Origin of the sequence: Kitasatospora saccharophila (assembly GCF_039529925.1) — a bacterium.
In the GTDB taxonomy this organism is placed as follows: Bacteria; Actinomycetota; Actinomycetes; order Streptomycetales; family Streptomycetaceae; genus Kitasatospora; species Kitasatospora saccharophila.
On the sequence record NZ_BAAANS010000035.1, the window covers coordinates 39694 to 64033 of the forward strand.

21 protein-coding genes and 2 riboswitches are annotated in these 24340 nt (G+C 73.0%); of the genes, 10 read left to right on the forward strand and 11 right to left on the reverse strand.

From position 1 onward, the window contains the following. Positions 1-128: 128 nt before the first annotated feature. The gene (locus ABD345_RS24315; protein WP_344554715.1) at positions 129-1925 is read left to right on the forward strand and encodes an AMP-dependent synthetase/ligase; all 1797 of its coding nucleotides are present in this window, start codon (positions 129-131) and stop codon (positions 1923-1925) included. Positions 1926-2062: 137 nt separating this feature from the next. Here ABD345_RS24315 and ABD345_RS24320 read toward each other — a convergent pair whose 3' ends face one another. After that, positions 2063-3205 carry a glycosyltransferase family 4 protein gene (locus ABD345_RS24320; protein WP_344554716.1) on the reverse strand — a complete coding sequence of 381 codons (1143 nt, stop codon included), beginning with the start codon at positions 3203-3205 and terminating at the stop codon, positions 2063-2065. Between the two features lie 269 nt (positions 3206-3474). Here ABD345_RS24320 and ABD345_RS24325 point away from each other — a divergent pair, with 269 nt between their 5' ends. Further along, positions 3475-4833 carry a glycosyltransferase 87 family protein gene (locus ABD345_RS24325; protein ID WP_344554717.1) on the forward strand — a complete coding sequence of 453 codons (1359 nt, stop codon included), beginning with the start codon at positions 3475-3477 and terminating at the stop codon, positions 4831-4833. Between the two features lie 79 nt (positions 4834-4912). After that, positions 4913-5818, forward strand: a complete 906-nt coding sequence (locus ABD345_RS24330) for a carbohydrate kinase family protein (protein WP_344554718.1) — start codon at positions 4913-4915, stop codon at positions 5816-5818. Positions 5819-5826: 8 nt separating this feature from the next. On the opposite strand, the gene ABD345_RS24335 is transcribed toward ABD345_RS24330, so the two are convergent. From ABD345_RS24335 to ABD345_RS24360, 6 genes are all read right to left on the reverse strand, one after another. Then, the gene (locus ABD345_RS24335) at positions 5827-6900 is read right to left on the reverse strand and encodes a gluzincin family metallopeptidase (RefSeq protein ID WP_344554719.1); all 1074 of its coding nucleotides are present in this window, start codon (positions 6898-6900) and stop codon (positions 5827-5829) included. A gap of 215 nt (positions 6901-7115) precedes the next feature. Next, a complete protein-coding gene (locus ABD345_RS24340; protein WP_344554720.1) occupies positions 7116-8177 on the reverse strand; it encodes a C40 family peptidase in 1062 nt (353 codons plus the stop codon). Positions 8178-8385: 208 nt separating this feature from the next. Continuing rightward, complete coding sequence (locus ABD345_RS24345; protein WP_344554721.1) at positions 8386-9456, reverse strand: C40 family peptidase; 1071 nt, start codon at positions 9454-9456, stop codon at positions 8386-8388. A gap of 10 nt (positions 9457-9466) precedes the next feature. Then, positions 9467-9622, reverse strand: a riboswitch (cyclic di-AMP (ydaO/yuaA leader). Between the two features lie 362 nt (positions 9623-9984). After that, positions 9985-11022, reverse strand: coding sequence for a C40 family peptidase (locus tag ABD345_RS24350; protein WP_344554722.1), 1038 nt, complete (start codon positions 11020-11022; stop codon positions 9985-9987). 199 nt (positions 11023-11221) lie between these two features. Continuing rightward, entirely contained in the window at positions 11222-12607 is a 1386-nt protein-coding gene (locus ABD345_RS24355; protein ID WP_344554723.1) for an NYN domain-containing protein, read from the reverse strand. A gap of 180 nt (positions 12608-12787) precedes the next feature. Then, complete coding sequence (locus tag ABD345_RS24360; RefSeq protein ID WP_123556374.1) at positions 12788-13054, reverse strand: hypothetical protein; 267 nt, start codon at positions 13052-13054, stop codon at positions 12788-12790. A gap of 149 nt (positions 13055-13203) precedes the next feature. Between ABD345_RS24360 and ABD345_RS24365 the strand changes: the two genes are divergently transcribed. Together ABD345_RS24365 and ABD345_RS24370 are read left to right on the forward strand one after the other, a co-directional pair. Continuing rightward, positions 13204-14007, forward strand: a complete 804-nt coding sequence (locus tag ABD345_RS24365) for a rhomboid family intramembrane serine protease (RefSeq protein WP_344554724.1) — start codon at positions 13204-13206, stop codon at positions 14005-14007. Further along, on the forward strand, positions 14004-14285 hold the full coding sequence (locus ABD345_RS24370) for an Lrp/AsnC ligand binding domain-containing protein (RefSeq protein ID WP_176187285.1): 282 nt from the start codon (positions 14004-14006) through the stop codon (positions 14283-14285). The genes ABD345_RS24365 and ABD345_RS24370 overlap by 4 nt, the downstream gene beginning before the upstream one ends. A 15-nt stretch (positions 14286-14300) precedes the next feature. Here the strand turns inward: ABD345_RS24370 and ABD345_RS24375 are convergent, their stop codons facing one another. From ABD345_RS24375 to ABD345_RS24385, 3 genes are all read right to left on the reverse strand, one after another. Continuing rightward, complete coding sequence (locus tag ABD345_RS24375) at positions 14301-15674, reverse strand: aminotransferase class V-fold PLP-dependent enzyme (RefSeq protein ID WP_344554725.1); 1374 nt, start codon at positions 15672-15674, stop codon at positions 14301-14303. Between the two features lie 48 nt (positions 15675-15722). After that, positions 15723-15840, reverse strand: a riboswitch (SAM riboswitch). Positions 15841-16003: 163 nt separating this feature from the next. After that, positions 16004-17077: an anthranilate phosphoribosyltransferase gene (trpD, locus tag ABD345_RS24380; protein WP_344554726.1), complete on the reverse strand. Its 1074-nt coding sequence runs from the start codon at positions 17075-17077 to the stop codon at positions 16004-16006. A gap of 143 nt (positions 17078-17220) precedes the next feature. Next, positions 17221-17646, reverse strand: coding sequence for a response regulator (locus ABD345_RS24385; protein ID WP_344554727.1), 426 nt, complete (start codon positions 17644-17646; stop codon positions 17221-17223). Between the two features lie 305 nt (positions 17647-17951). Here ABD345_RS24385 and ctaE point away from each other — a divergent pair, with 305 nt between their 5' ends. The 5 genes from ctaE to ABD345_RS24410 all read left to right on the forward strand — a co-directional run bounded on the left by ctaE (position 17952) and on the right by ABD345_RS24410 (position 22678). Beyond that, positions 17952-18572 carry an aa3-type cytochrome oxidase subunit III gene (gene ctaE, locus ABD345_RS24390; RefSeq protein WP_030460978.1) on the forward strand — a complete coding sequence of 207 codons (621 nt, stop codon included), beginning with the start codon at positions 17952-17954 and terminating at the stop codon, positions 18570-18572. 91 nt (positions 18573-18663) lie between these two features. Continuing rightward, complete coding sequence (qcrC, locus tag ABD345_RS24395; protein ID WP_344554728.1) at positions 18664-19485, forward strand: cytochrome bc1 complex diheme cytochrome c subunit; 822 nt, start codon at positions 18664-18666, stop codon at positions 19483-19485. Positions 19486-19493: 8 nt separating this feature from the next. Then, positions 19494-20549: a cytochrome bc1 complex Rieske iron-sulfur subunit gene (gene qcrA / locus ABD345_RS24400; protein WP_344554729.1), complete on the forward strand. Its 1056-nt coding sequence runs from the start codon at positions 19494-19496 to the stop codon at positions 20547-20549. Next, positions 20546-22207, forward strand: coding sequence for a cytochrome bc1 complex cytochrome b subunit (qcrB, locus tag ABD345_RS24405; protein WP_344554730.1), 1662 nt, complete (start codon positions 20546-20548; stop codon positions 22205-22207). Before qcrA ends, qcrB begins: the two co-directional genes overlap by 4 nt. A gap of 105 nt (positions 22208-22312) precedes the next feature. After that, positions 22313-22678 carry a GntR family transcriptional regulator gene (locus ABD345_RS24410; RefSeq protein WP_344554731.1) on the forward strand — a complete coding sequence of 122 codons (366 nt, stop codon included), beginning with the start codon at positions 22313-22315 and terminating at the stop codon, positions 22676-22678. A 60-nt stretch (positions 22679-22738) separates the two neighbouring features. Here ABD345_RS24410 and ABD345_RS24415 read toward each other — a convergent pair whose 3' ends face one another. Then, positions 22739-24340, reverse strand: a complete 1602-nt coding sequence (locus ABD345_RS24415) for an amidohydrolase (protein ID WP_344554732.1) — start codon at positions 24338-24340, stop codon at positions 22739-22741.

Consider the following 24340-nt stretch of genomic DNA (forward strand, 5'->3'; position numbering starts at 1 on the left):
ATTCGGTCGCCCCGCACGTCCGACCTGCGGTGTGACGATCGGAACACCGGGGCCGACCCCTCTGGTCGAACGCGCCTACCCGGCAGTAACGTCCAGTCGTCCCGCAGCGTCGCAGACGAGGAGCAGTCTTGCTCGACGAGTTCAGCCTTCCGGCCCGCTACCAGGTACCGAGCGACGGCAACCTCGCCGACCTGGTCCACCAGAACGCGGAGCGCCACCCGGGCGTCGCTGTGCTCAGCCGCAAGTCCGCCGGGCAGTGGCAGGACCTCACCGCCGCCCAGTTCCTCGTCGAGGTGCACGCCGTCGCCAAGGGCCTGGTCGCCTCCGGCGTCGGCCCCGGCGACCGGGTCGCCGTGATGTCCCGCACCCGCTACGAGTGGACGCTGCTCGACTTCGCGATCTGGACCGCCGGCGCGGTCACCGTCCCGGTGTACGAGACCTCCTCCGCCGAGCAGGTCCGCTGGATCCTCGGCGACTCCGGCGCGCTCGCCGTCGTCACCGAGACCGACCAGCACGCCGCCGTGGTCGACGGGGTCCGCGCCGAACTGCCGGAGCTGAAGCACACCTGGCAGATCGAACGGGACGGCGTCGCCGCCCTCGCCCGGGCCGGCGCCGGCGTGGACGACGCCGTGATCGCCGAACGCCGCCGACTGGCCGGGCCCGACTCGACCGCCACCCTCGTCTACACCTCCGGCACCACCGGCCGCCCCAAGGGCTGCGTGCTCACCCACGGCAACTTCCTCGCCGAACTGGGCAACGTCACCGCCCGGATGCCCGAACTGTTCCGCACCGGCGAGTCCTCCGTCCTGCTGTTCCTGCCGCTCGCCCACGTGCTCGGCCGGATCGCCGAGATCGCCGCCGCCATCGCGCCGGTCCGGCTCGGCCACGTCTCCGACATCAAGAACGTCACCGAGGAGCTCGGCTCCTTCCGGCCGACCCTGATCCTCGGCGTCCCCAGGGTGTTCGAGAAGGTCTACAACACCGCCCGCGCCAAGGCCCAGGCCGACGGCAAGGGCGGGATCTTCGACCGCGCCGCCGACACCGCCGTCGCCTACAGCCGCGCCCTCGACGACGGCGGCCCCTCGCTCGGCCTGCGGATCAAGCACGCGGTCTTCGACAAGCTGGTCTACGGCAAGCTCCGGGGCGCCCTCGGCGGCCGCTGCCGCTACGCCATCTCCGGCGGCGCCCCGCTCGGCGAACGGCTCGGCCACTTCTACCGCGGCATCGGCTTCGTCGTCCTGGAGGGCTACGGCCTCACCGAGTCCTGCGCCGCCACCGCCTTCAACCCCCACGACAAGCCCAAGATCGGCACCGTCGGCCAGCCGCTCCCCGGCTCGGCGATCCGGATCGCCGCGGACGGCGAGGTCCTGCTCAAGGGCCCGCAGGTCTTCACCGGCTACTGGAACAACCCCGCCGCCACCGCCGACGCCCTCCGCGACGGCTGGTTCGCCACCGGCGACCTCGGCACCCTCGACGACGAGGGCTACCTCACCATCACCGGCCGCAAGAAGGAGATCATCGTCACCGCCGGCGGCAAGAACGTCGCCCCCGCCGTGATCGAGGACCGCATCCGCGCCCACGCGATCGTCGGCGAGGTCATGGTGGTCGGCGACCGCAAGCCCTTCATCGCCTGCCTGGTCACCGTCGACGACGAGTTCTTCCCCCGCTGGAAGGCCCTCAACGGCAAGCCCGCCGACGCCACGGTCGAACAGCTCCGCGAGGACCCCGACCTCCTCGCCGCCGTCCAGGCCGCGATCGACGACGGCAACCAGGCCGTCTCGCACGCCGAAGCCGTCAAGAAGTTCCGCCTCCTCACCACCACCTTCACCGAAGCCGGCGGCCACCTCACCCCCTCCCTCAAGCTCAAGCGCAACGTCGTCCTCAAGGACTTCGCCGCCGAGATCGAGAGCCTCTACACCCGCTGACCCCCTCCCGGGAGGGAAATCAGGGGCGCGGGGAACTGCGCGGCCGACCGAGCACGCACAGCCGGATCGCGACGCAGGACACGAACTCGCACCATCCCGCGATCTCGCTGGCGTGCTCCTCCCGCCGAGCGCAGCGCTCAGCGGGCCTGCAGCACCTCCGTGAGCCGTTCCGCGAGCATGTCCCAGCGCCAGGCCGCGTGCACCCACGCGCGGCCCGCCTCGCCCATCCGGCGCCGCAGGCCCTCGTCGCCGAGCAGCCGCACCAGCCGCTCCGCGAGCAGCGTCTCCCCGCCCTTGCCGGGCACCACGTACCCGGTCTCGCCCTCGCGGACCGCGTCCGGGGCCCCGCCGGAGTCCCCGGCGACGACCGGGAGCCCGGTGGCGGAGGCTTCCAGGTAGACGATGCCCAGGCCCTCGACGTCGAGTCCGCCGCGCCGGGTGCGGCAGGGCATCGCGAAGACGTCGCCGGCCCCGTAGTGGGCCGGGAGCTCCTCCCAGGGCACCTCGCCGGTGAGGACCACCGAGGGGCGGACGCCCACCGTGTCGACGAGCTTCTCCAGTTCGGCCCGGTGGGGGCCACCGCCGACGATCAGCAGCACCGCGTCGGGGTGGGCGGCGAGCACCCGCGGCCAGCTGCGGATCAGGGTGTCCTGGCCCTTGCGCGGCACCAGCCGGGACACGCACACCACCACCGGCCGTTCGCTGAGCCCGAGCCGGGCCCGTACGGCGTCGCCGCCGGAGTCCGGCCGGAAGACCGTCTCGTCGACGCCGGGCGGCAGTCGGACCATCCGCCGGGCGGCGTCCGGTCCGACCGCCCGGGCGATCCGGGACCGGGTGTACTCGCCGAGGTAGGTCAGCACGTCGGTGCCGGCCCCGACCCGGCGCAGCAGTTGGGCGGAGAGCGGCAGTTGGGCCCAGGCGGCCTCGTGCCCGTGGGTCATGCCGAGCAGCCGCTGCGCGCCGGCCCGGCGCAGCGCGGGGGCCATCAGTCCGAGCGGGGCGGCGGCGCCGAACCAGACCGAGGTGCAGCCCTCGGCGCGCAGGAGGTCGGCGGCGCGGCGGGTGACCCGCGGGGTGGGGAGCATCATCCTGGTCCGGTCGCGGATCACCGGGAAGGGCTGCCGGGCGTCGAACTCGGCGACCTCGCGGCCGTCGCGCCAGGTGGAGGCGTACACCACGATCGAGCCCGCGGGCTGCCGGACGGCCATGTTGTGGATGAACGTCTGGATGCCGCCGGGCCGGGGCGGGAAGTCGTTGGTGACGATGAGGGTCTTGTGCATGCCTCGGCTCGCTCGGTCGGGGGGTGCTCGGACTACCTGTGGGTGGTCCGTACGATAGGTCACCGTGTCCGTTCACCGGGAACACGGCCCCGCAGTGCGGCGGGGTGCGGCCCGGGCCCCGCAAGGGGGGCTCGGACACGGTTCGGTGAAGGTTGGGACCACCGTCGCAACCTTTCGGGCGGGGCGTCGCTCCTTAACCGGTGAGGCAACCGGTGGGGACCCGGCGTGCCCGGTGTCCCGACGCGCACGCGACGACCCGAAGGAGCGCAGTGGAGTCAGCCCAGGCCGAGGAGGCCGGCGGCGCGGAGCAGGTGGCTCCGTCGTCCCCTGCCGTTGCCGTGCCGAGCCGCCGTCCGCTGTGGGCGCTGGCGGCCGGCTGGGTGGCGACCCGGACGCTGATCGTCCTGATGGTCGTCAACGTCCTGCGGATCGGCGACGTGAGTTCCGACATCTCGGTGATCTACCACAGCTGGTACGAGGTGCTGCGCACCGGCACCTTCCCGCTGGACGACGTGACCTGGCAGTACCCGCCGGGCGCGGCGCTGGTGATCCTGGCGCCGGGGCTGCTGCCCTGGTCGTACCTGGTGTCGTTCTTCGTGATCTGCGGGGTGGTGGACGCGGCCGCGATGGCGCTGCTGATGCGCGCCGGGGTCCGCAGGGGCCGCAGCTACCTGGGCGGCTGGTACTGGGTGGTGGGCGTGCCGCTGCTCGGGCCGACGGCGTACTGCCGCTACGACATCATCGTGACGGCGCTGGCCGTCGCGGGCCTGCTGGTGATGCTGCGGCGCCCGGCGCTGAGCGGGGTGCTGCTGGGCCTGGGCGGGCTGCTGAAGGTGTGGCCGCTGCTGGCGCTGATCGGTTCGCCGCGCGGGCGGCGGACCCGGCGGGTGTGGACCTCGGCGCTGGCGTTCGCGGCCGCGCTGGGCTTCCTGCTGACGGCGGGCATGAACGGGGCGTTCGAGTTCCTGAAGTTCCAGTCGGAGCGCGGCATCGAGATCGAGTCGGTGGGCGCGCTGCCGCTGCACTTCGCCCGGCTGGCCGGGTCCTGGCACGGCACCGTGACGATGAACTACGGCTCGACGGAGTTCCTGGGGCCGTGGGTGCCGGTGATCTCCAAGGTGATGGTCGGGCTGTCGGTGGTGGGCTTCGGCTGGCTGCTGGTGTGGCGGCTGCGGGCGGCCCGCTGGACGTCGGCGACCACCTTCGACGCGGCGCTGTGCGCGCTGCTGATCTTCGTCACGACCAGCCGGGTGATCTCCCCGCAGTACATGATCTGGGTGGTCGGCCTGGTCGCGGTGTGCCTGACGGTGCGGGGCAGCAGCCAGCGGCCGGTGGCGGTGCCGGTCCTGGTGGCGTCGGTGCTGACCACGGTGGAGTTCCCGGTGATGTTCGGCGCGGTGAACCACAGCCAGTTGGGCGGGGTGCTGGTGCTGACCGCCCGCAACCTGCTGCTGGTGGTGTGCACGGTGCTCTCGGCGTACCGGCTGTGGCGCTCCACCCGGCGGGCCGAGGCGCTGACCACGGTGGTGCTGCCGGTCGAGCAGGTCGCCCCGCAGTACCCGGTGCGGCCGGGCATCGCCTACGAGCAGGACCTGCTGGACGACCTGACCCCGGTGGACCGGGCCTGACGGCCGCCCTCCCGCACACCCCCTTGCAAGTTTCTGCAAACCCTTGCAGAGCCGGGCGGGGTGCTGCCACCATCACCGGATGATCGACTACGACATCCTGATCGTCGGCGGCCTCGGCGTGGACACCATCGTGCGGGTGGACCGGCTGGAGGTCCCGCCGGGCCGCGACTCGATCGGCGTCCCCCCGGTGCTGGACTACCCCGCGCACACCGGCAACGGCGTCGCGCTGGCCTGCCTGGCGCTCGGCCTGCGCACCAAGTTCGCCGACTTCCTCGGCGACGACCCGCAGGGCGCCCTGATCCTCGCCGAATACGCCCGCCGCGGCCTGGACTTCAGCCACCTGCCCGCCCCGGCCGGCACCCCGCGCAGCGTCAACCTGGTCGACCGGGACGGCCTGCGGTTCTCCTTCTACGACGGCCGGCACCCGGCGGACGCCCGGCTGCCGCGCGAGTTCTGGCTGCCGCTGCTGGAGCGCTCGGCGCACGTCCACCTGTCGATCACCAACGTCAACCGGGACATGTACCCGGACATCGAGCGGCTGGGCCGCACCAGCTCCACCGACCTGCACGCCTGGGACGGCGCCGCCGAGCACCACCTGCACTACGCGCTCCGCTCGGACCTGGTCTTCCTCTCCGCGGCGGGCCTGGCGAACCGCCCGGAGGCGGTGATGCGCGCGGTGCTGGAGCGGGGCCGGGCCGAGCTGGTGGTGGCCACCGCGGGCGCGGACGGCGCCTTCCTGCTGACCCGCGGCGACGACGCGCCCCGGCACTTCCCGGCCGTCGACCCGGGCGCGCCGGTGGTGGACAGCAACGGCGCGGGCGACGCCTTCGTCTCCGGCTTCCTGCACCACCGGCTGGCGGGCCGCCCGGTGGAGGAGTGCATGCGGGCCGGCGCGGTGGCCGGGGCGCACACCTGCACCGTCGCGGGCACCCACACCGCCTTCCTGGACGCGGCGGGCCTGGAGCGGGCGCTCACCACCGCCTGATCCCGGGGTCAGCCTCCGAGCCTGGCCACCTCGCCCGCCCACGCCTTGGTGAACTCCACCGGGCCGAGCCCGAGTTGGGCCTTCATCGCGCGTTCGAGGCCGCCCTCGCCGGCGGCCCCGACGGCGCGGTAGAACGCCACCAGCCGGTCCTGCCCGTACCGGCGGGCGATCAGGTCGCAGGCCATCCAGGCCTGCTCGTACGCCTGGGCGATGCCCTCCGCGCCCGCCGTGAACGCCGCGTCCTCGGGCAGCGCGGCGGGGGCCCGCCCGGCCCGGACGTCCTTGACCAGTTCGGGGGCGACCTGCCGGGCGGTGCGCCCGGAGCCCAGGTAGCCGGTGTAGTCGGCGACCCCCTCGGAGAGCCACAGCGGCGTCCAGGACCTGGTGTCGGCCCGGGTGGCGACGTGGGTGGCCTCGTGGGTGACCACCACCCGGCGGCCGAGGTCGCTGAGCTGCCGGTAGGCGTCCGGGTTGACCACGATCCGGTCGGCGGGGGTGTGCACGGGGGCGCCGCCGACCGCCAGGGTGACCGCGGCTATGCCCTGGTAGGCGTCCGCGGACACGTCCATCCGACGGGCGAACTGCTGCTCGGTGAGCGGCAGTTCGAGCAGCAGCCGGGTCGCGGACGGGCCCCAGACGGCCTCCACCGCGGGCACCGCGCGGTCGGCGAGCCCCGCCAGCGCGGTCAGCTCGGCGCCCTCGCCGAGGCCGAGCACCAGGCTGTGGGCGCCCTCCACGGCCCGGACGGTGCCCAGGTCCCAGGGCGCGGCCGCGCCGGTCGGCGTCTCCCGGGCCACCCGCCAGCCGCCCTCCTCCCGCACCAGCTCCAGCTGCCGCTCCAGCAGCGCCGGGTAGTCGTCCACCCCGGTCAGCCGGTAGGCCAGCTCGGCGCCGACGGTGAACCGGTCCGTCCCGGCCGGCGGCTCGGTGAACGAGGTCAGCCGCAGCCCGTACGCGGTGAAGCGCAGCCCGGCGGTGCGGGTCAGCAGGTCCCGGTCGGCCTCCTCGGCGCCCCGCGCGGACAGCGCCAGCAGCGCGTCGGCGTCCCGCTCGGCGACGGCCCGGCCGCGCAGCGACAGCACCTGGACGGCGGCCTCCCGCAGCCCGGACGGCGGCCGGTCCGGGTACGCGGCGGCGGCCGGCGGCGGCGGGCCGGGCAGCGCCCGGGGCAGCGACAGCTGGGTGGCCGCGGCGGCGGCCAGCAGCAGGGCGGCGCGTCGGGACAGCGGGGCACCGGCCCGCGGCGGCGGCCCGGGGGCCGGCGGCAGGTCGGTGACCAGGGGTTCGTCGACGAGGCTCAGACCCGCACCACCGTGTTGACCGGCATCGCGTTCACGCTCTCGTACCGGACCCGGGCGCCGGGGTAGGGCGCGTGCACGACGACGCCCCCGCCGGCGTACATGCCGACGTGGTGCCTGTCGCTGTAGAAGATCACCAGGTCTCCGGGCCGGGCTTCGGCGAGGCTCACCCGCCGGCCGGCCGAAGCCTGCGCCTGCGAGGTCCGCGGCAGGGTCACTCCGGCCTGCCGCCACGACCAGTACATCAGACCGGAGCAGTCGAAGGTGCCCGGCCCGGTGGATCCGTAGACGTACGGGGAGCCGATCTTGGAGAGCGCGGCGGCCAGCGCGGTGGCGGCGCGGTCCGAGGAGGGCGGCTGGTCGCCGAGGTCGATCCGGTCGGTGCCGCGGGTGGCGCGCCGCCGGGCCTCGTGGGCGTCGTCGGCGGCCATCCTGGCCCGCTCGGCGGGGGCGAGGCCGTTCAGCAGCTGCTGGGCCCTGGCCAGCCGCTGCCGGACGTCCTCCTTGGCGGCGGACAGCTGCCGCCGGGCCTGCTCCAGCTCGGCGAGCTTGGCGCCGGCCTCGTGCCGCCGCTCCTCCAGCCGGCGCTGCCGCTCGGCGAGCTCGCGCAGGCTCTCGGCCTGCCGGGAGGTGGCCTGTTCGAGCGAGCGGGCGCCGGTCAGGTAGCCGGAGGGGTCCTGGTCGAGCATCAGCCGGACGGTGGGGTCCACGCCCTGGGACCGGTACTGGTCGGCGGCGACGGCGGCCAGGTCGCCGCGCATCCGGTTCAGCTCCTCCTGCCCGGCGGCGACCTGGTCCTGCAGGCTGCCGGCCTCGGCCTGGAGCCGCTGCTGCCGCTCCTGGGCGGCGTTGTACTTCTCGGACGCCTGCTCGGCCTCCTCGTAGAGCTGGTCGACCTGGGTCTTGACCTCGCCGCGGCTCACCGGCTCGGCCGGGCTGAGCGGGGCGGCGGCGGCCCCTCCGACGGTCAGCCCGAGCGCGCCGGTGGCGGCGGCGGTGAGCGCCAGGGCGCGGGCCAGGCGCTGGACGCCGGGCAGCGGGGTGCGACGGTGCACGGACACGTGCGACGGCTCCGTTCTGCGGCCGGCCTCCGCCGCCGTCCGCCGTCGGACGGCCGTCCTCGCGGGGGCCCGGGGGCAGAGGTTAGCGAGTCGGATCGATCCAGTCCAAACCCCGACAGGAACGAATATTTGACCGCGAATCGGACGCCAGGACGAGAACGGCCCGGCACCCCCTGCGGGGTACCGGGCCGGAGGCCGTGCCGGACCGTCAGATCCGGACGATCCGGTTGATCGGCATGACCGTCGCCGACTCGTAGCGGACCTGCGCGCCGGTGTGCGGGGCGTGGACGATCTGCCCGTTGCCGACGTACATGCCGACGTGGTGCTGGTCGCCGTAGTAGATGATCAGGTCGCCCGGGCGGGCGTTGGCGATGTCGGTGCCCAGGTTGGTCCCGGCCCCGGCCTGCGCCTGCGAGGTGCGCGGGATCGACACGCCGGCCTGCTTGTAGGCCCACTGCATCAGGCCGGAGCAGTCGAAGGTGCTCGGACCGGCCGCGCCGTAGGAGTACCAGCTGCCGAGCTTGGAGACCGCCGCGCCGACCGCGTTGCCCGAGAAGCTGGAGGACGCCGGGGCGTTCAGCTCCACCCGGACGGTGTCGCGGGAGGCGCGCTGCGCGGCGTCGGCCTTCGCCTTGGCGTCCGCGGCGGCCTTCGCCTCGGCGGCGGCGAGCTGGTCGCGCTCCTGCTGGGTCAGCGTGTTGAGCAGCTCCTGGGCCTTGGCCAGCTTCGCCTTGACGTCGTCCTTGTCGGCCTGCAGGGCCTTGGTGGTGGTGTCCAGCTCGGCGAGCTTGGACTCGGCCTCCTTGCGCTGGGCGTCGAGCTTGGCCTGCTCGGACTTGAAGGTCTTGAGCAGGTCCGCCTGGGTGGAGCCGACCGCGTTCAGCGTGCCGGCCTCCCCGAGGAACGAGTCCGGGCTGCTGGAGAGCATCAGCTGCATGGTCTGCGGCATGCTGCCGCTGCGGTACTGCTCGGCGGCGATGCCCGCCAGGCCCTCCTGCGCGGTGGTCACCTGCTCCTGCTGCCGGGCGAGCTGGTCCTGGAGCTGGCCGACCTGCTTCTGCAGCTCCTGCTGCTTCTCGACGGAGGCGTTGAGCGCCTCCGTCTTGACCTCGGCCTGCTCGTTGAGCTGGTCGACCTGCTGCTTGACCTGGTCCTTGGTGGGCGCGGGGTCGGCGTGCGCGCCGCCCTGGGCGGACAGCGCCACGGCAGCGGCGGCGGTGGCAGTGAGAATCGAGACCCGGGCACGGCCGACGGGCTTGGGACGGCGATGGGACGCCACGAAGGCGGACTCCTTCTTCCTCACACCGCCTACCGGGTGAGCTGACGGGTTCGGGCCGGAAGAGATGTGCCCTACGACGCCTCACCGACCGCACGCGGCCGTCCCGGCGCCGATTCACCCCGGGGGAACGTGGTTCCCCGGCTCCGTTAGACAGCACCCCCGCAGGGGTATCCCCGTCGGCAGACCCGGTGTTGACGGTCTGCCCGCTGCGTCACGGACTCGGCGGCGACCCCCGCCGCCGCCCCCCTTGGGCGATCGACTCTGCGGTGGTCGAAGCACGACCCTAGTAACCGATCCGTGATCCGTTCAAATCCTTGTCGGAAAAAAATCTGATTCTGAATCAAATACCGCGAGGAATCTGACCGAACGTGATCGATTACTTACACAGAGCGTAATAATTCTCACGATACGGTCGGGAAATGCCTCGCCCGGACGTGTCGCGGATCACAGGGGGATCTCGACCCGTCCGGGCGTGTCACGATGCGTCAGTTGTCGCCCTATGGGGCGTTTGTCCGATTCTTCGGACCGTCAGACCCGGCGGATGGTGGAGATCGGCAGGGTGTCGACCTTCATCGTCTTCACCACGTCACCGGTGCGCGGGGCGTGCACCACCAGGCCGTTGCCGATGTACATGCCGACGTGGTGCCGGTCGCTGTAGTAGACGACCAGGTCGCCGGGCTGCGCGTTGTGCCAGTCGGTGCCCACGTTCACGCCGTAGCTGCCCTGCGACTGCGAGGTGCGCGGCAGCGAGACGCCGGCCTGCTTGTAGGCCCACACCATCAGGCCCGAGCAGTCGAAGGTGCTCGCACCGGTGGCGCCCCAGACGTACGGCGAGCCCTGCTTGCCGAGCGCGGCCGCCACCGCGGTCGCCGCGTAGCCGCTGGCCTGCGGCAGGGTGGACGGGTCGACCCGGGAGGCGCTGCGCGAGGCGGTGCCGCCGCTGCCCTGGAGGATCGCGGCCCGGTCCGCGGCGTTCAGCTTGGAGAGCAGCTTCTGCGCCTCGGCGAGCTTGCTGTTCACGTCGTTCTTGGCGTCGTTGAGCGCCTGGGTCTGGGTGTCCAGCTCGTGCAGGACGGCCGCGGCCTCCTGCTTCTGCTGGTCCAGGCGGCGCTGCTGGTCCTTGAGGGACTTGAGCGTCTCGGCCTGGGTGCTGGCGGCCTGGTCGAAGGAGGACGCCTTGGTCAGGTACTGGTCCGGGTCGGCGGAGAGCATCAGCTGCATCGACGGGTCGACACCGCCCTGCCGGTACTGGTCCCCGGCCACCGCCGCGAGCCCGGAGGCCAGCTCGGTCAACTGCTCCTGGCCGCGGGCCACCTGGTCCTGCAGGTCGCTGGCCTGCTTGCGCAGCTGGTCGGCCCGCTCCTTGGCGCCGTTGTACTTCTCGGCCGCCTGCTCCTGCTCCTCCAGCAGCTTGTCGACCTGCGCCTTGACCTCGTCCTTGTTCGGCTGGGCCGGGGCGGCGTGCGCGCTGGCCTGGGCCGTCAGGGCGACCGCGGTCGCGGCGGCGGCGGTGAACACGGAGATCCGCGCACGGCTCGGCTGCTTGGGACGGCGGTGGGAGGCCAAGGGGGTGCTCCTTCTTCCTGCTGGACTCACCCCAAAGAGTGATGGTCCGGAATATAGGTTTGACGCCAGACCCTAGTGAAGTCCCCACCCCCGCGTCCACTCCCGGGGGGCTTCCGGTCCCGGGCACCCGCCCCCCTTCACCGGACCGTCACACTCCGGTCGCCCCGAGGTCCCCTGACCCCGTCTCAACTGCGCCTCTTCAGCTGCGCGCGAGCCGGTTCAGCAGCAGCACCGAGGCCACCGGCCGGGCACCCGCCTTGCGCACCCCGTCCGCCACCTCCCGGTCGGCGGAGACCACCACCACCGGCCGCCCCTGCGGCTCGGCCCGCACCAGCCGGCGGATCAGCTCGTCCGCGGTCTCCCCGGTCCGGCTGAACCGCACCCGGACGCCGCGCGGCGGGGCCATGATCACCGGCACGTCGAGGTCCTGGCCGTCGAACACGCAGGTCACCTCGGCCTGGGTCCGCTGGGCCAGCATCGCCAGCCCGCCCAGCAGCCTCATCCGCTGCTGCTCCAGCGGCAGTTGGGGGTAGCCGGTCTTGGTCACGTTGTAGCCGTCCACCACCAGGTGGACCTGCGGGATGGCCAGCAGCTGGTCCAGCAGCGCCGGGTCGTCCTCGGCCAGACCGCGCCGGGCCACGTCGTGCGGCGAGGCCGAACCGGGCTCCACCGCCTCCACCAGGTCGGCCGGGCGCAGCGCCGTCACCGGCAGCGCCAGCTCCCGCTGCAGGCCCTGGGCGGACTGCAGCACGGTGTCCAGCAGCAGGCGCAGCCGCATGTCCTCCACGCTGCGGCCCTCGCGGGCGGTGCGCCGCCCGCTCTCCACCGCGGCCTCCAGTTCGGCGACCCGGTGCCGCAGCCGCCGGGCCTCGCTCTCGGCGGTGCTGCGCTCGGCGGCCGCGGCGGCCCTGGCCGCCTCCAGCTCCCCGGCCAGCCGGCGGCTCTCGGCCTGCGCCCGGCGGGTGTCCGCCTCCAGCGAGCGGACCTTCTTGCGCAGCGACTCCGCCTCCTTGCGCACCCCCTCGGCCTCGGCCCGGTGCCGCTCCAGCTCGCCGCGGGCGGCCGACCTGGCCTCCGCCAGCTCCTCCTGGAGCTTCTCGGCCAGCCGGGCCGCCTCGGCGACGGCGCCCTCGGCGTCGACCCGCTCGGCCTGCTCGCCGGCCTCCTCCACCAGCCTGGTCCAGCCGGCCGGGCGCACCAGGTAGGCGGCGGCCGCGACGTCCATCGGGTCGGCGGCGGCCGGGACGGTGCCCGCCTCCAGCGCCTGCACCAGGTCGGGCTGGCCCAACCGCAGCCGCTCGGCTATCCGGACCCGGAACGCCGGGTCCGACTCCAGCGCGGCGGCCAGCGCGGTCGCCGCGTACTTGGCCCGCCGGGCGGGGGTGAACTTGGCGTACGGGCGCAGCGAGGCGGGCAGTTCGCCCGCCGCGATGCCGCCGAGCGCGTCCGAGGCGATGCCGACCACCCGCCGGCGCACGCCCTCCGGCAGGGGGCGCCCGGCCGTCTCCGTGCCGCCGTGCGGCTCCGGGGCCGGGGCGGGCGCGGTCCCGTCCGGGCCCGCGGGCGCGTTCGCTGCCTCCGCCACTGTCCTCGGCTCCGATCCTGGTCCGGGCGGGCCCTCCCGGCGGGTGCCGGGCGGGGCGTTGGTGTCCGCCGCTGCTGCCAATTGTCCCGTCTACCGTGCCGCACCGACAGCACCCCGCCGACGAGTCCGCCCCGCGCCCCCGTCCGGGGCGGACGGGAACGCGGGGCGGTGGGTGCGGTGTCAGCCCTGCTGGGCGTCGCCCTCCGCGGGCTCCTCGGCGCCCGGCCGGGCCACCAGCTCGACCTGGTCGACGGCGTTGCACCAGCGGCAGCGCACCGACTCGATGGTCTCGGACAGCACCTGGGTCTCCTCGACCTTGGACTCGCCGGAGAGGTCGAAGTGCAGGAAGTCGGTCACCCGGGACGAACGGGTGACGTCGAAGCGGGTCAGGTTGCCGCACAGGGTGCAGCGCCAGCGGGTCTCGGCGGTCGGCGCGGCAATGCTCATCAGTGGTCCCTCTCGGCTGGTCCCGGTTCCGGGCCTCCAGCCTATTGCCTGCCGCCGGACGGACGGATCACCGGTCCACAGCCCGGACGCTCACCCGGCCGGAGCAGCGCCCGGTGTCGCGGGTGCGCCCCCGAGGAATGCTGACCGGCATGGTGCTCTCCGCCCCCGCCCGGGCCGGTTCGCCGGCGGCCGAGCGGGCCGTCCGCACCCCGGTCGCCACGTACCTGCTGATCGCGCTGGCCGCACTGGTCATGCTGGCCGGTCCGGCCGGCCTCAACCCGCTGTACGGCAGCGGCGACGCGCGCGCCTGCGCCGAGCAGCGCTACGAGCACCGCTGGGGCGCGGTCCCGGCCGAGCTGCTCGGCGGGCACCCGCTGACGGCGGCCCAGCTGTCGGCGCTCCCCCCGGCGGCGCCCGGCTGCGTGCTGCCCGCCACCCCCGGCAAGATCCCCGAACTGTCGGCGCTGACCGCGCTGTTCGTCCACGCGGGCTGGCTGCACCTGATCGGCAACCTGCTGTTCCTGTTCGTCTTCGGCCCGGCGGTGGAGGCCCGGCTGGGCCGGATCCGCTTCCTGACCGGCTACCTGGCGATCGGCGTGCTGGCCACCTACGGCTACGCGCTGGCCGAGTCGGGCACCCCGGACGCGGTGCGGGCGCTGGTCGGCGCGTCCGGCGCGATCGCGGGGGTGCTGGGCGCGTACCTGCGGCTGTACCCGAGGGGTCGGGTGACCGCGCTGGTGCCGCTGCTGCTGTTCCTGCCGCTGCGCCTCCCGGCCTGGCTGGTGCTCGGCCTGTGGTTCGTCCTGCAGTTCTGGTCGGTCACCTCCGGCGGCGACGGGGTGGCGTACCTGGTGCACGTGATCGGCTTCGTGACGGGCTGGTTGTTCGCCTGGGCCGCCCGTCCGGCGGGCGATACCCTGGGCGCACCTTCTCGAACAGGAGTTGCTCAGTGATCACCGCGATCGTCCTCATCAACACCGACGTCGACCGGATCCCCGAGATCGCCGAGGCGATCGCCGCCATCGAGGGCGTCAGCGAGGTCTACTCCGTCACCGGCACCTACGACCTGGTCGCGATGGTCCGGGTCCGGGGCCACGAGGACCTGGCCGAGGTCATCCCCGGCCGCCTCAACAAGGTCCCGGGCGTCACCAACACCGAGACCCACATCGCCTTCCGCACCTACTCCCAGCACGACCTGGAGGCCGCGTTCTCGCTCGGCCTGGACGGCTGAGCCCCCGGCGGCGCCTCAGTGCTGCTGGGTGTCGACGACGCAGCGGCCGCCCTCGTTGCGGTAGCTCCACTTCGCGCCGTCGCTGACCAGCTCGCGCACGGCGGTCAGGAACCGGTCCAGGTGCTCGACCGGGGTCCCGGCGCCGAAGCTGACCCGGATCGCGTTCAGGCTGCGCTCGCCGGGCAGCGAGGACTCCGGCGCCCCGCACACCGCCTCTTGGTGGGGAGCGGCCCCCGGTTCCCCGCCCAGCAGGGTGCGCACCAGCGGGTGCGCGCAGAACAGCCCGTCCCGGACGCCGATGCCGTACTCGGCGGACAGCGCGGCCGAGAAGTGCGAGCTGTTCCAGCCGCGCACCACGAACGAGACCACGCCGACCCGGTCGGAGCCCTCGCCGAACAGGTTGAGCACCCGCACCTCGGGGATCCCCGCCAGGCCCTCGGTCAGCTTCGCCACCAGCGCCCGCTCCCGGGCCTCCAGCTCCTCGAAGCCCGCCTCGTCCAGCGCCCGGCAGGCCGAGGCGATCGCGTACGCGCCGATCACGTTCGGCGAACCGGCCTCGTGCCGCGCCGGGCCGGTGTGCCACTCGACCGCCACCGAGCCGTCCAGCTCCCGGGCCACCGTCCGGCTCGCCCCGCCGCCGGCCAGGTACGGCTCCGCCGCGTCCAGCCAGTCGGAGCGGCCCGCCAGCACGCCGGCGCCGAACGGCGCGTACAGCTTGTGCCCGGAGAACGCCACCCAGTCGACGCCCGACTCCCGCACCGAGACCCGGTGGTGGGGCGCCAGCTGGGCCGCGTCCAGCACCACCCGGGCGCCGTACCGGTGCGCGACCTCGGTCAGCTCCTTCACCGGCCACAGTTCGCCGGTGACGTTCGACGCCCCGGTCACGCAGAACAGCTTCGGACCCTCGGACGCGCCCAGCAGCGCCTCCTCCAGCGCCGCCACCGCCTCGGCGTGCGAACGCGGCGCCCGCAGGTAACGCACCGCCAGGCCCTCGCGCCGCCACGGCAGCAGCGAGGCGTGGTGCTCGGTCTCGAACGCGAACACCTCGGTCCCGGCCGGGACCGCCCCCGCGAGCAGGTTCAGCGAGTCGGTGGTCGCCCGGGTGAACACCACCTGGTCCCCGTCCCGCAGGTCCAGGAACTCGGCGACGGTCCGCCGGCTCTGCTCGAACAGGTCGGTCGACAGCTGCGACAGGTAGCCGGCCCCGCGGTGCACCGACCCGTAGTACGGCGCGTACGCCGCGACGTCGTCCCACACCCGCTTCAGCGCCGGGGCGCTCGCCGCGTAGTCCAGCGCCGCGTACCCGACCTTCTCGCCGGAGGCCAGCGGAACCTCGACGTCCGCGCCCAGTACCGCCAGCGGCTCGCAGATCTCGGTGGCAACAGACATGGGTGCACTCCTCCACGGGGTCAGGACCCCGGAAGTGCACCCACCGGAAGTCCGCGCTTGCCACGCGGACCTGTCGCCGCGCAGCCCGGTCCTCACCCAGGGCACCCCGCCACGGACGGAGGGTTGCCGGACAGCCAGCTGGGGCTTCGCGCTGTCACTCATGACCTGGCGAAGAGATTACACGACACCCACCCCGTCTCAACACCCGTCCACATGGCGGAACGGCGGGATGCGCAATCAGGGGCCCGGGGGACTGTCGGCAGACGAGCATGCACCACCAGGGGCTCGGGGAACGGCGAGTCCCTGGTGGTCGATCTCCCTGAATGTCCTCAGGCCTGCGTGGCCTCCGCCCAGCGCTTCAGCAGCTCCCCCGCCGCGCCGGAGTCGATCGCCGCCGTGGTGCGCACCATCGCCGCCGCGATCTGCTCGGTGAGCGGCGCCTCGCCCAGCTCCAGCGCGACCAGCGCGGCCGCGCTGTTGAGCAGGACGGCGTCCCGCACCGGCCCGCGCTCGCCGTTCAGCACCCGGCGGGCGACGTCCGCGTTGTACTCGGGGTCCGCGCCGCGCAGCGCCTCGATGCCGACCAGGTCGATCCCGACGTCCCGCGGGTCGAACGCGGTCTCCGTCACCTCGCCGCCGCGGATCACCCAGACGTGGGAGGTGGTGGTGACGGTCAGCTCGTCGAGCCCGTCGTCGCCGCGGAAGACCAGGCCCTGCGCGCCGCGCCGGGCCAGCACGCCGGCGATCAGTCCGGCCAGCCGGGTGTCGAAGCAGCCGACGGCGTGCGAGGTGACCTTCGCCGGGTTGGTGAGCGGGCCGAGGATGTTGAAGACCGTGGGGACGGCCAACTCGGCGCGCGCCTGGGCGGTGTGCCGCATCGAGGGGTGGAACTTGGCGGCGAAGCAGAAGGTCAGGCCGACCTCCTCGGCCGTCGCCGCGACCCGCTCCGCGGAGAGGTCCAGGTTGACGCCGAGCCGCCCGAGCACGTCCGAGGAGCCGGAGGCGGAGGAGGAGGCCCGGTTGCCGTGCTTGACGACCTTGGCGCCGGCCGCGGCCGCGACCACCGCGGACATGGTGGAGATGTTGACGGTCTTGGCCCGGTCGCCGCCGGTGCCGACGATGTCGACGGCCGGCCCGGGGATGTCCAGCGGGAGGGCGTGCGCGTACATCGCCTCGACCAGGCCGGCGATCTCCTCGACCGTCTCGCCCTTGCCGCGCATGGCGATCAGGAAGCCGGCCACCTGCACGGGGCTGGCCTCGCCGCTCATGATCCGGTCCATCGCCCAGGCGGTGTCGGCCTGCGTGAGGTCGTCGCCCCCCAGCAGCGAGCTCAGCAGGTCGGGCCAGGTGCGGACCACCTGCGCGGGGTCGCTACCGCCGTTCGCAGAGTGCGCGTTCACCATGGCTGACTCCAGCTCTCGTCGTCGTCCCGGAGGGATCCCAGAGGAATGGACGTCAGCCTATCGAGCGAGCGGGGACGGCCGCCCGGGGTTGCCGTCCCCTTCTCTCCAGTTGAGACGCGGTGCCGGGACGACCCGCCGCCGGGTCAGCGCCCGGCGGGCGCCCGCCGGGCGAGCCGGGCCCGCAGCAGGGCGGTCGCGGCGTCGGCCAGCGCGACCGGGTCGACGGGGTGCGAGATGGCGGCGTCGGCCCGGCTCCAGGCGGCGAGCCAGGAGTCCTGCGGGCGGCCGATCACGACCAGGACCGGCGGGCAGCCGTAGATCTCGTCCTTCAACTGCCGGGTCAGGCCGAGCCCGCCGACGGGGGCGGCCTCGCCGTCCAGCACGCAGAGGTCGACGCCGCCCTTCTCCAGGGCGCGCAGCACCGCAGGGGCGGTGGCGCACTCCAGGTAGTCGAGGGCGGGGACGTCCGCGGCGGGCCGCCTGCCGAGGGCGAGGGTCACCTGCTCACGGGTGTTGCGGTCGTCGCTGTAGACGAGAACGGTGAGCGTCTCGTCGGAGTGCTGCGCCATGGCCCCTGCTTCCTGGTGCTCGTCCTCTTATATGTGTGCCCACGCCGGGCGGCCCCGACCGAACGGCCCAGTGTGACCCGGACCACGTCCTGGGACGGATGCTACTCCCGCGCGCCCGTCCTGCGGAGACCCCGACGCGATCTCGCTCAAGCCGCCGCGCCCTGGACTCACCCCACCGGCGCAGTGCGCTCACCCGCTCCGAACAACCGTCAGAAAACGGGCGGTGCGCGAGGCGGGCATACCTCACGCACCGGACACTCCGAGGGAGACCCCCCGACGTGAAGACGGAATAAGGGACCGACATAATGTCCGTCGTGGCGACAGCAACAGCAACAGAAACCGGACACGCGCACGGAGCGGTCAACAGGCCGAACCTGGTCAGCGTCGGAACCATTGTCTGGCTGAGCTCGGAGCTGATGTTCTTCGCGGCCCTGTTCGCGATGTACTTCACCCTCCGCTCGGTCAAGGGTGCCGAGTTCTGGCACGAGAAGGCCCATGCCCTCAACGTGCCGTTCTCCTCGGTCAACACCACGATCCTGGTGCTCTCCTCGCTCACCTGCCAGCTCGGCGTGTTCGCCGCCGAGCGCGGTGACGTGAAGAAGCTGCGCTCGTGGTTCACGATCACCTTCGTGATGGGCGCCATCTTCATCGGCGGCCAGATCTTCGAGTACACCGAGCTGGTCAAGAAGGACGGCCTCTCGCTGTCCTCCGACCCGTACGGCACGGTGTTCTACCTGACCACCGGCTTCCACGGACTCCACGTGACGGGTGGTCTGATCGCCTTCCTGCTGGTCCTCGGACGGACCTACGCGGCGCGGCGGTTCACCCACGAGCAGGCAACCGCGGCGATCGTGGTGTCGTACTACTGGCACTTCGTCGACGTCGTGTGGATCGGCCTGTTCGCGACCATCTACCTGATCAAGTAACAGCCGCCCCGCCCCTGACCCGGCGTCACCTCGACGCGTGGGAGTCGGGGGCAGGCTGCTGCCGACCAGATCCTGACACCGGGGTTATTCCGTGAAAAAGCTCTCCGCACGACGGCGCCACCCACTGGCGGCGGTCGTCGTCCTACTTCTCGCCCTGGCGGCCACCGGGGGGCTGTACGCCGCTTTCGCGCCCGCCGGGAAGGCGCAGGCCGACAGCTCCGCGCAGTCGCTCGCCATCGACGAGGGCAAGAAGCTCTTCGCCGTCGGCTGCTCCTCCTGCCACGGCCTGAACGGCCAGGGCACCTCCGACGGCCCGTCGCTGGTCGGCGTCGGCTCGGCCGCGGTCGACTTCCAGGTCGGCACCGGCCGCATGCCGGCCCAGCAGCCGGGCGCCCAGGTCCCGCGCAAGAAGAACATCTACTCGCAGGCCGAGATCGACCAGCTGGCCGCCTACGTGGCCTCGCTCGGCCCCGGCCCGGTCGTCCCGGGCAAGGAGCAGTACGAGCCGTCCACCGACGACGTCACCAACGCCGAGCAGGTCGCCAAGGGTGGCGAGCTGTTCCGCACCAACTGCGCCCAGTGCCACAACTTCGCCGGCAAGGGCGGTGCGCTGACCAACGGCAAGTACGCCCCGTCCCTCGAAGGCGTGGACGCGAAGCACATCTACGAGGCCATGCAGACCGGCCCGCAGAACATGCCCTCCTTCCCCGACACCACCATGCCGGAGGAGCAGAAGCGCGAGATCGTGGCGTTCGTCCGCCACACGAACGACGAGCCCAACCCGGGTGGTCTCGCCCTGGGCAGCCTCGGTCCGGTGACCGAGGGCCTGTTCGGCTGGATCTTCGGTCTCGGCACGCTGATCGCCATCGCGATCTGGGTCGCCGCCCACACCACCAAGGCCAAGAAGTCATGAGCCACGACATGTCAGAGAACCTGCCGGAGGCGCACGGCGCCTCCCACGGCACGGACGTCGTCTCCCACGACGACCCGTTCGCCGACCCGGGCCTGCCGGCCCACGAACCGCGTCGGACCGACATCGACGAGCGGGCCGCCAAGCGGGCCGAGCGCCAGGTGTCGCTGCTGTTCGTGGTCTCGATGCTGGCGACGATCGGCTTCATCGCGTCCTACGCGTCGATCGACGCCGACAAGCTGGTCTACATCTTCCCGCTGGGCAAGGTCAGCGCGCTGAACTTCGCCCTGGGCACGACCCTCGGCCTCGCGCTGTTCTGCATCGGCGCGGGCGCGGTCCACTGGGCCCGCACCCTGATGTCGGACCACGAGCTGCCGGCCGAGCGCCACGCGATCGAGGCCGACGACGACGTCCGCAACGACGTCATCGAGCAGTTCAAGACGGGTGCCGCGGAGTCCGGCTTCGGCCGCCGCAAGATGATCCGCAACACGCTGATCGGCTCGATGGCCCTGGTGCCGCTGGCCGGCGTGGTGCTGCTCCGCGACCTCGGCCCGACGCCGGGCAAGAAGCTGCTGCACACCGGCTGGGTCGACGCGAAGCCGAGCCAGCCGATCAAGCTCGTCAACATGAACACCAACGAGCCGATGAAGCCCGAGGACATCGTCCAGGGCTCGCTGACGTTCGCCAAGCCCGAGGGCCTGGAGGAGTCCGCCGAGGACTTCCAGCAGAAGATCGCCAAGGACGCGCTGATGATCGTCCGGATCGCTCCGGAGGACATCAAGGACAGCGAGTCCCGGGAGAAGGGCTTCGAGGGCATCCTCGCCTACTCGAAGATCTGCACCCACGTCGGCTGCCCGATCTCGCTGTACGAGCAGCAGACCCACCACGCGCTCTGCCCCTGCCACCAGTCGACCTTCGACCTGGCGGACGGCGCTCGCGTCATCTTCGGCCCGGCCGGCCACCCGCTGCCGCAGCTGAAGATCACCACCGATGAGCAGGGCTTCCTGATCGCCACCGGCGACTTCGACGAGCCCGTCGGCCCGAGCTACTGGGAGCGTCCGCGATGAGTTCCGCAAGCGGCACCAAGAACAGTGCCCCCAAGCCGGCCAGCACCCGGGCCAAGCCCGCCAACAAGGCGGAGGCGGCCGCCGACTGGGTCGACGGCCGGCTGGGGATCTACTCCCTGGCCAAGGCCAACCTGCGCAAGATCTTCCCGGACCACTGGTCCTTCATGCTCGGTGAGATCTGCCTCTACAGCTTCATCATCATCATCCTCACGGGTGTGTACCTGACGCTGTTCTTCAAGCCGAGCATGGCGGAGACCGTCTACCACGGTTCCTACCTGCCGCTGAACGGCATCAAGATGTCGGAGGCGTACGCCTCCACGGTGAACATCAGCTTCGAGATCCGCGGCGGTCTGCTGATCCGCCAGATCCACCACTGGGCCGCGCTGGTCTTCGTGGCCGCGATGTTCGTCCACATGATGCGCGTCTTCTTCACCGGCGCGTTCCGCAAGCCGCGCGAGATCAACTGGCTGTTCGGCTTCCTGCTGCTGTGCCTGGGCTTCTTCGACGGCTTCTTCGGCTACTCGCTGCCGGACGACCTGCTGTCGGGCACCGGCATCCGCTTCATGGAGGGCGCGATCCTGGCGGTGCCGATCGTCGGCACCTACATCCAGATGTTCCTGTTCGGCGGCGAGTTCCCGGGCACCGACATCATCCCGCGCTTCTTCACCATCCACGTGCTGCTCATCCCGGGCATCATGCTGGGCCTGCTGGTGGCGCACCTGATCCTGGTCTTCTACCACAAGCACACCCAGTGGGCGGGCCCGGGCAAGACCGAGAAGAACGTCGTCGGCATGCCGCTGATGCCGGTCTACATGGCGAAGGCCGGCGGCTTCTTCTTCCTGGTCTTCGGCATCATCGCGGTGATGTCCGCGGTCGCCACGATCAACCCGGTCTGGGCGTACGGCCCGTACCGTCCGGACCAGGTCTCCACCGACGCGCAGCCCGACTGGTACATGGGCTTCGCCGAGGGCCTGATCCGCTTCATGCCGGGCTGGGAGGTCTCCGTCTGGGGCGGCCACACGCTGAACCTGGGCGTGTTCATCCCGCTGATGATCTTCCCGCTGGTCCTGGTCGCCATCGCGGTGTGGCCGTTCATCGAGTCCTGGGTCACCGGCGACAAGCGCGAGCACCACATCCTGGACCGCCCGCGCAACGCCCCGGTCCGCACCGCGTTCGGCGCGGCCTGGATCGCGCTGTACCTGGTCCTGCTGGTCGGCGGCGGCAACGACCTGTTCGCCACCCACCTGCACATGTCGATCAACACGATCACCTACGCGGTCCGCGTCGGCTTCTTCGTGGTGCCGGTCCTCACCTTCATCGTCACCAAGCGCTGGTGCCTCGGCCTCCAGCGCCGCGACAAGGACAAGGTGCTGCACGGGCGCGAGTCCGGCATCATCAAGCGCCTGCCGCACGGTGAGTTCGTCGAGGTCCACACCCCGCTGGCGCAGAAGGACCTGCACACCCTCACCGCCCACGAGCAGCCCCAGCCGCTGGAGCTGCCCGCCGAGACGGACGAGAACGGGGTGGCCCGCAAGGCCGGCGTGATCACCAAGACCCGGGTGAAGCTCTCCGAGGGCTTCTACGGCGAGGGCAACCAGATCGCCAAGCCCACCTCCGAGGAGTACCACGAGATCACCAGCGGCCACGGCCACCACTGATCCCGTGTAGCTGTCACGCCACGTCAGAACCCCCACCGGCTCCGGCCGGTGGGGGTTCTGGCATACCGGGACGGTTCCGGCCCGGCGCCCTGTTATGTTGGCCGGGTGCACCTGGTGATCGACGCCCAGTCCCCGACCCCGCCCTACGAGCAGATCCGCTCGCAGGTCGCCTCCCTGGCCCGTACGGGTGAACTCCCGGTCGGCCTGAAGCTCCCCACCGTCCGCGCCCTCGCCGAGCAACTGGGCCTCGCCGCGAACACGGTGGCCCGCGCCTACCGCGAGCTGGAGTCCGACGGCGTGGTCGAGACCCACGGCCGGGCCGGCACCACCGTCGCCCCCACCGGCGACACCGCCCACCGGCTGGCCGCCACCGCCGCCGCCGAGTACGCGGCCCGCACCACCCGCCTCGGCCTCGGCCGGGACGAGGCCCTGGCCGCCGTCGTCACCGCGCTCGACGTGGCCCACCGCTGACACGCGTCGGAGCGGCCGCTCCCCCACCGGGGACCGGCCGCTCCCGTCCGTGCGCGCGCCTCACACCGCCCGGTGCGTGACCTCGCCGCCCGAGACCGTCAACAGCACCGGCACGCCCGCCAGTTCGGTGTCCGGCACGGTCAGCGGGTTCTCCGCGAGGACGGTCAGGTCCGCCCGGTGGCCGACCGCCAGCCGTCCGGCCCGGTCCTCCTCCCCCGCCGCCCAGGCCGGGGCCAGGGTGTAGCCGCCCAGCGCCTGGAGCGGCGTCAGCGCCTGCCCGGGCAGGTGCGGGGGCTGCCGCAGGTCGCGGCCGGGGCGGCGGTGCCGGGCGCCGGCCATCACGCCCAGCGGTTCGAACGGGGCGATCGGCCAGTCCGAGCCGAGGACGACCCGGGCCCCGGCGTCGGCCAGGTCGCGGCAGCGGAAGGCCCGGTTGGCGCGCTCCTCGCCGAGCCGCCGGGACCAGTTGTCGGTGTGGTCGGCCCGGGTGTACTCGGTGCAGTGGGTGGGCTGCATCGAGGCGGTGACGCCCAGCGCGGCGAACCGGGCGACGGTGTCGTCGGGCACCGTCTCGACGTGCTCGACCCGGTGCCGGGCGCCCGGGCCGTGCGCGGCCACCGCCCGCTCCACCGCGTCCAGCACGTGCCGGACGGCCGCGTCCCCGATCGCGTGGGTGGCGGTCGGCACCCCGGCCCGGTGCAGTTCGCCGATCACCCGGGTGTACTCGGCCGGGTCGGGCCAGAACGCGCCGGTCGACTCGCCGTGGCAGTCCGGGTGTTCCAGCCAGGCGGTGCCGTTGTCGATGGTGCCGTCCATGAAGAGCTTCGCCCCGTCGACCCGCCAGCGCCGGCCGCCCTCGCCCTGGCGCCGGATCAGCTCGGCCAGTTCCGCCGGGCCCGCGCCGGGCTGCACCCAGGGGGCGATCCGCAGCCGCAGCGGGAGCCGTCCCTGCTCCTCCAGGGCCGCGTAGACGGCCAGGCTCTCGCCGTTGGCGTCCATCGCGTGGCCGCCGGTGAGGCCGGCGGCGGCCATCCGCCGCAGCACCTCGGCGGTGGCCCGGCAGAGCTCCGCGAAGCTCGGACGGGGGGCGACAGCCTCGACGAGTTCGCAGGCGGCGTCCTCCAGCAGCAGGCCGGTGGGGCGGCCGGAGGGGTCGCAGACCACCGCGGCCGAGCCCTGCTCGAAGCGGCGCGGCCCGTCGATCCCGGCCAGTTCCAGCGCCCGGCGGCTGACCAGCATCGAGTGCGCGTCGAACAGGTCGATCGCGGCCGGGATCCCGTCCAGCACCAGGCCGACGGTGTCGGCCGAGACCGGCAGGTCACCGAAGGCGTTCGGGTCCAGGCCCCAGCCGCGCAGCCACTGCCCGTCCTTCAACTCCCGTCGCGCCGAAGCCAGTTCGGCCCGCAGTCCGGCCAGGTCGGTGCAGCCGGAGAGGTCCGCCCCGGCGGTGCGCTCGGCGCCGGAGACGGGGTGCAGGTGGCCGTCCACCAGGCCGGGGACGACCACCGCGCCGTCCAGGTCGAGCACCTCGACGCCCGGGGCGGCCGCCGCCTCGAACCCGGCGATCCGGCCGCCGCTCAGGACGAGCGCGTCCTGCGGCAGGAGGTTCCCGCTGCCGGGGTCGAGCAGCCGGGCGTTGGTCAGGACGAGGTCGGGGTGCAC

Bases quoted from the DNA above. Each gene is read 5' to 3' on its own strand.
- ABD345_RS24320 (WP_344554716.1), bottom strand. From the start codon at position 3,205: ATGCACAAGACCCTCATCGTCACCAACGACTTCCCGCCCCGGCCCGGC.
- ABD345_RS24330 (WP_344554718.1), top strand. From the start codon at position 4,913: ATGATCGACTACGACATCCTGATCGTCGGCGGCCTCGGCGTGGACACC.
- ABD345_RS24360 (WP_123556374.1), bottom strand. From the start codon at position 13,054: ATGAGCATTGCCGCGCCGACCGCCGAGACCCGCTGGCGCTGCACCCTG.
- ABD345_RS24365 (WP_344554724.1), top strand. From the start codon at position 13,204: ATGGTGCTCTCCGCCCCCGCCCGGGCCGGTTCGCCGGCGGCCGAGCGG.
- ABD345_RS24375 (WP_344554725.1), bottom strand. From the start codon at position 15,674: ATGTCTGTTGCCACCGAGATCTGCGAGCCGCTGGCGGTACTGGGCGCG.
- trpD (WP_344554726.1), bottom strand. From the start codon at position 17,077: ATGGTGAACGCGCACTCTGCGAACGGCGGTAGCGACCCCGCGCAGGTG.
- ABD345_RS24385 (WP_344554727.1), bottom strand. From the start codon at position 17,646: ATGGCGCAGCACTCCGACGAGACGCTCACCGTTCTCGTCTACAGCGAC.
- ctaE (WP_030460978.1), top strand. From the start codon at position 17,952: ATGTCCGTCGTGGCGACAGCAACAGCAACAGAAACCGGACACGCGCAC.
- qcrA (WP_344554729.1), top strand. From the start codon at position 19,494: ATGTCAGAGAACCTGCCGGAGGCGCACGGCGCCTCCCACGGCACGGAC.
- qcrB (WP_344554730.1), top strand. From the start codon at position 20,546: ATGAGTTCCGCAAGCGGCACCAAGAACAGTGCCCCCAAGCCGGCCAGC.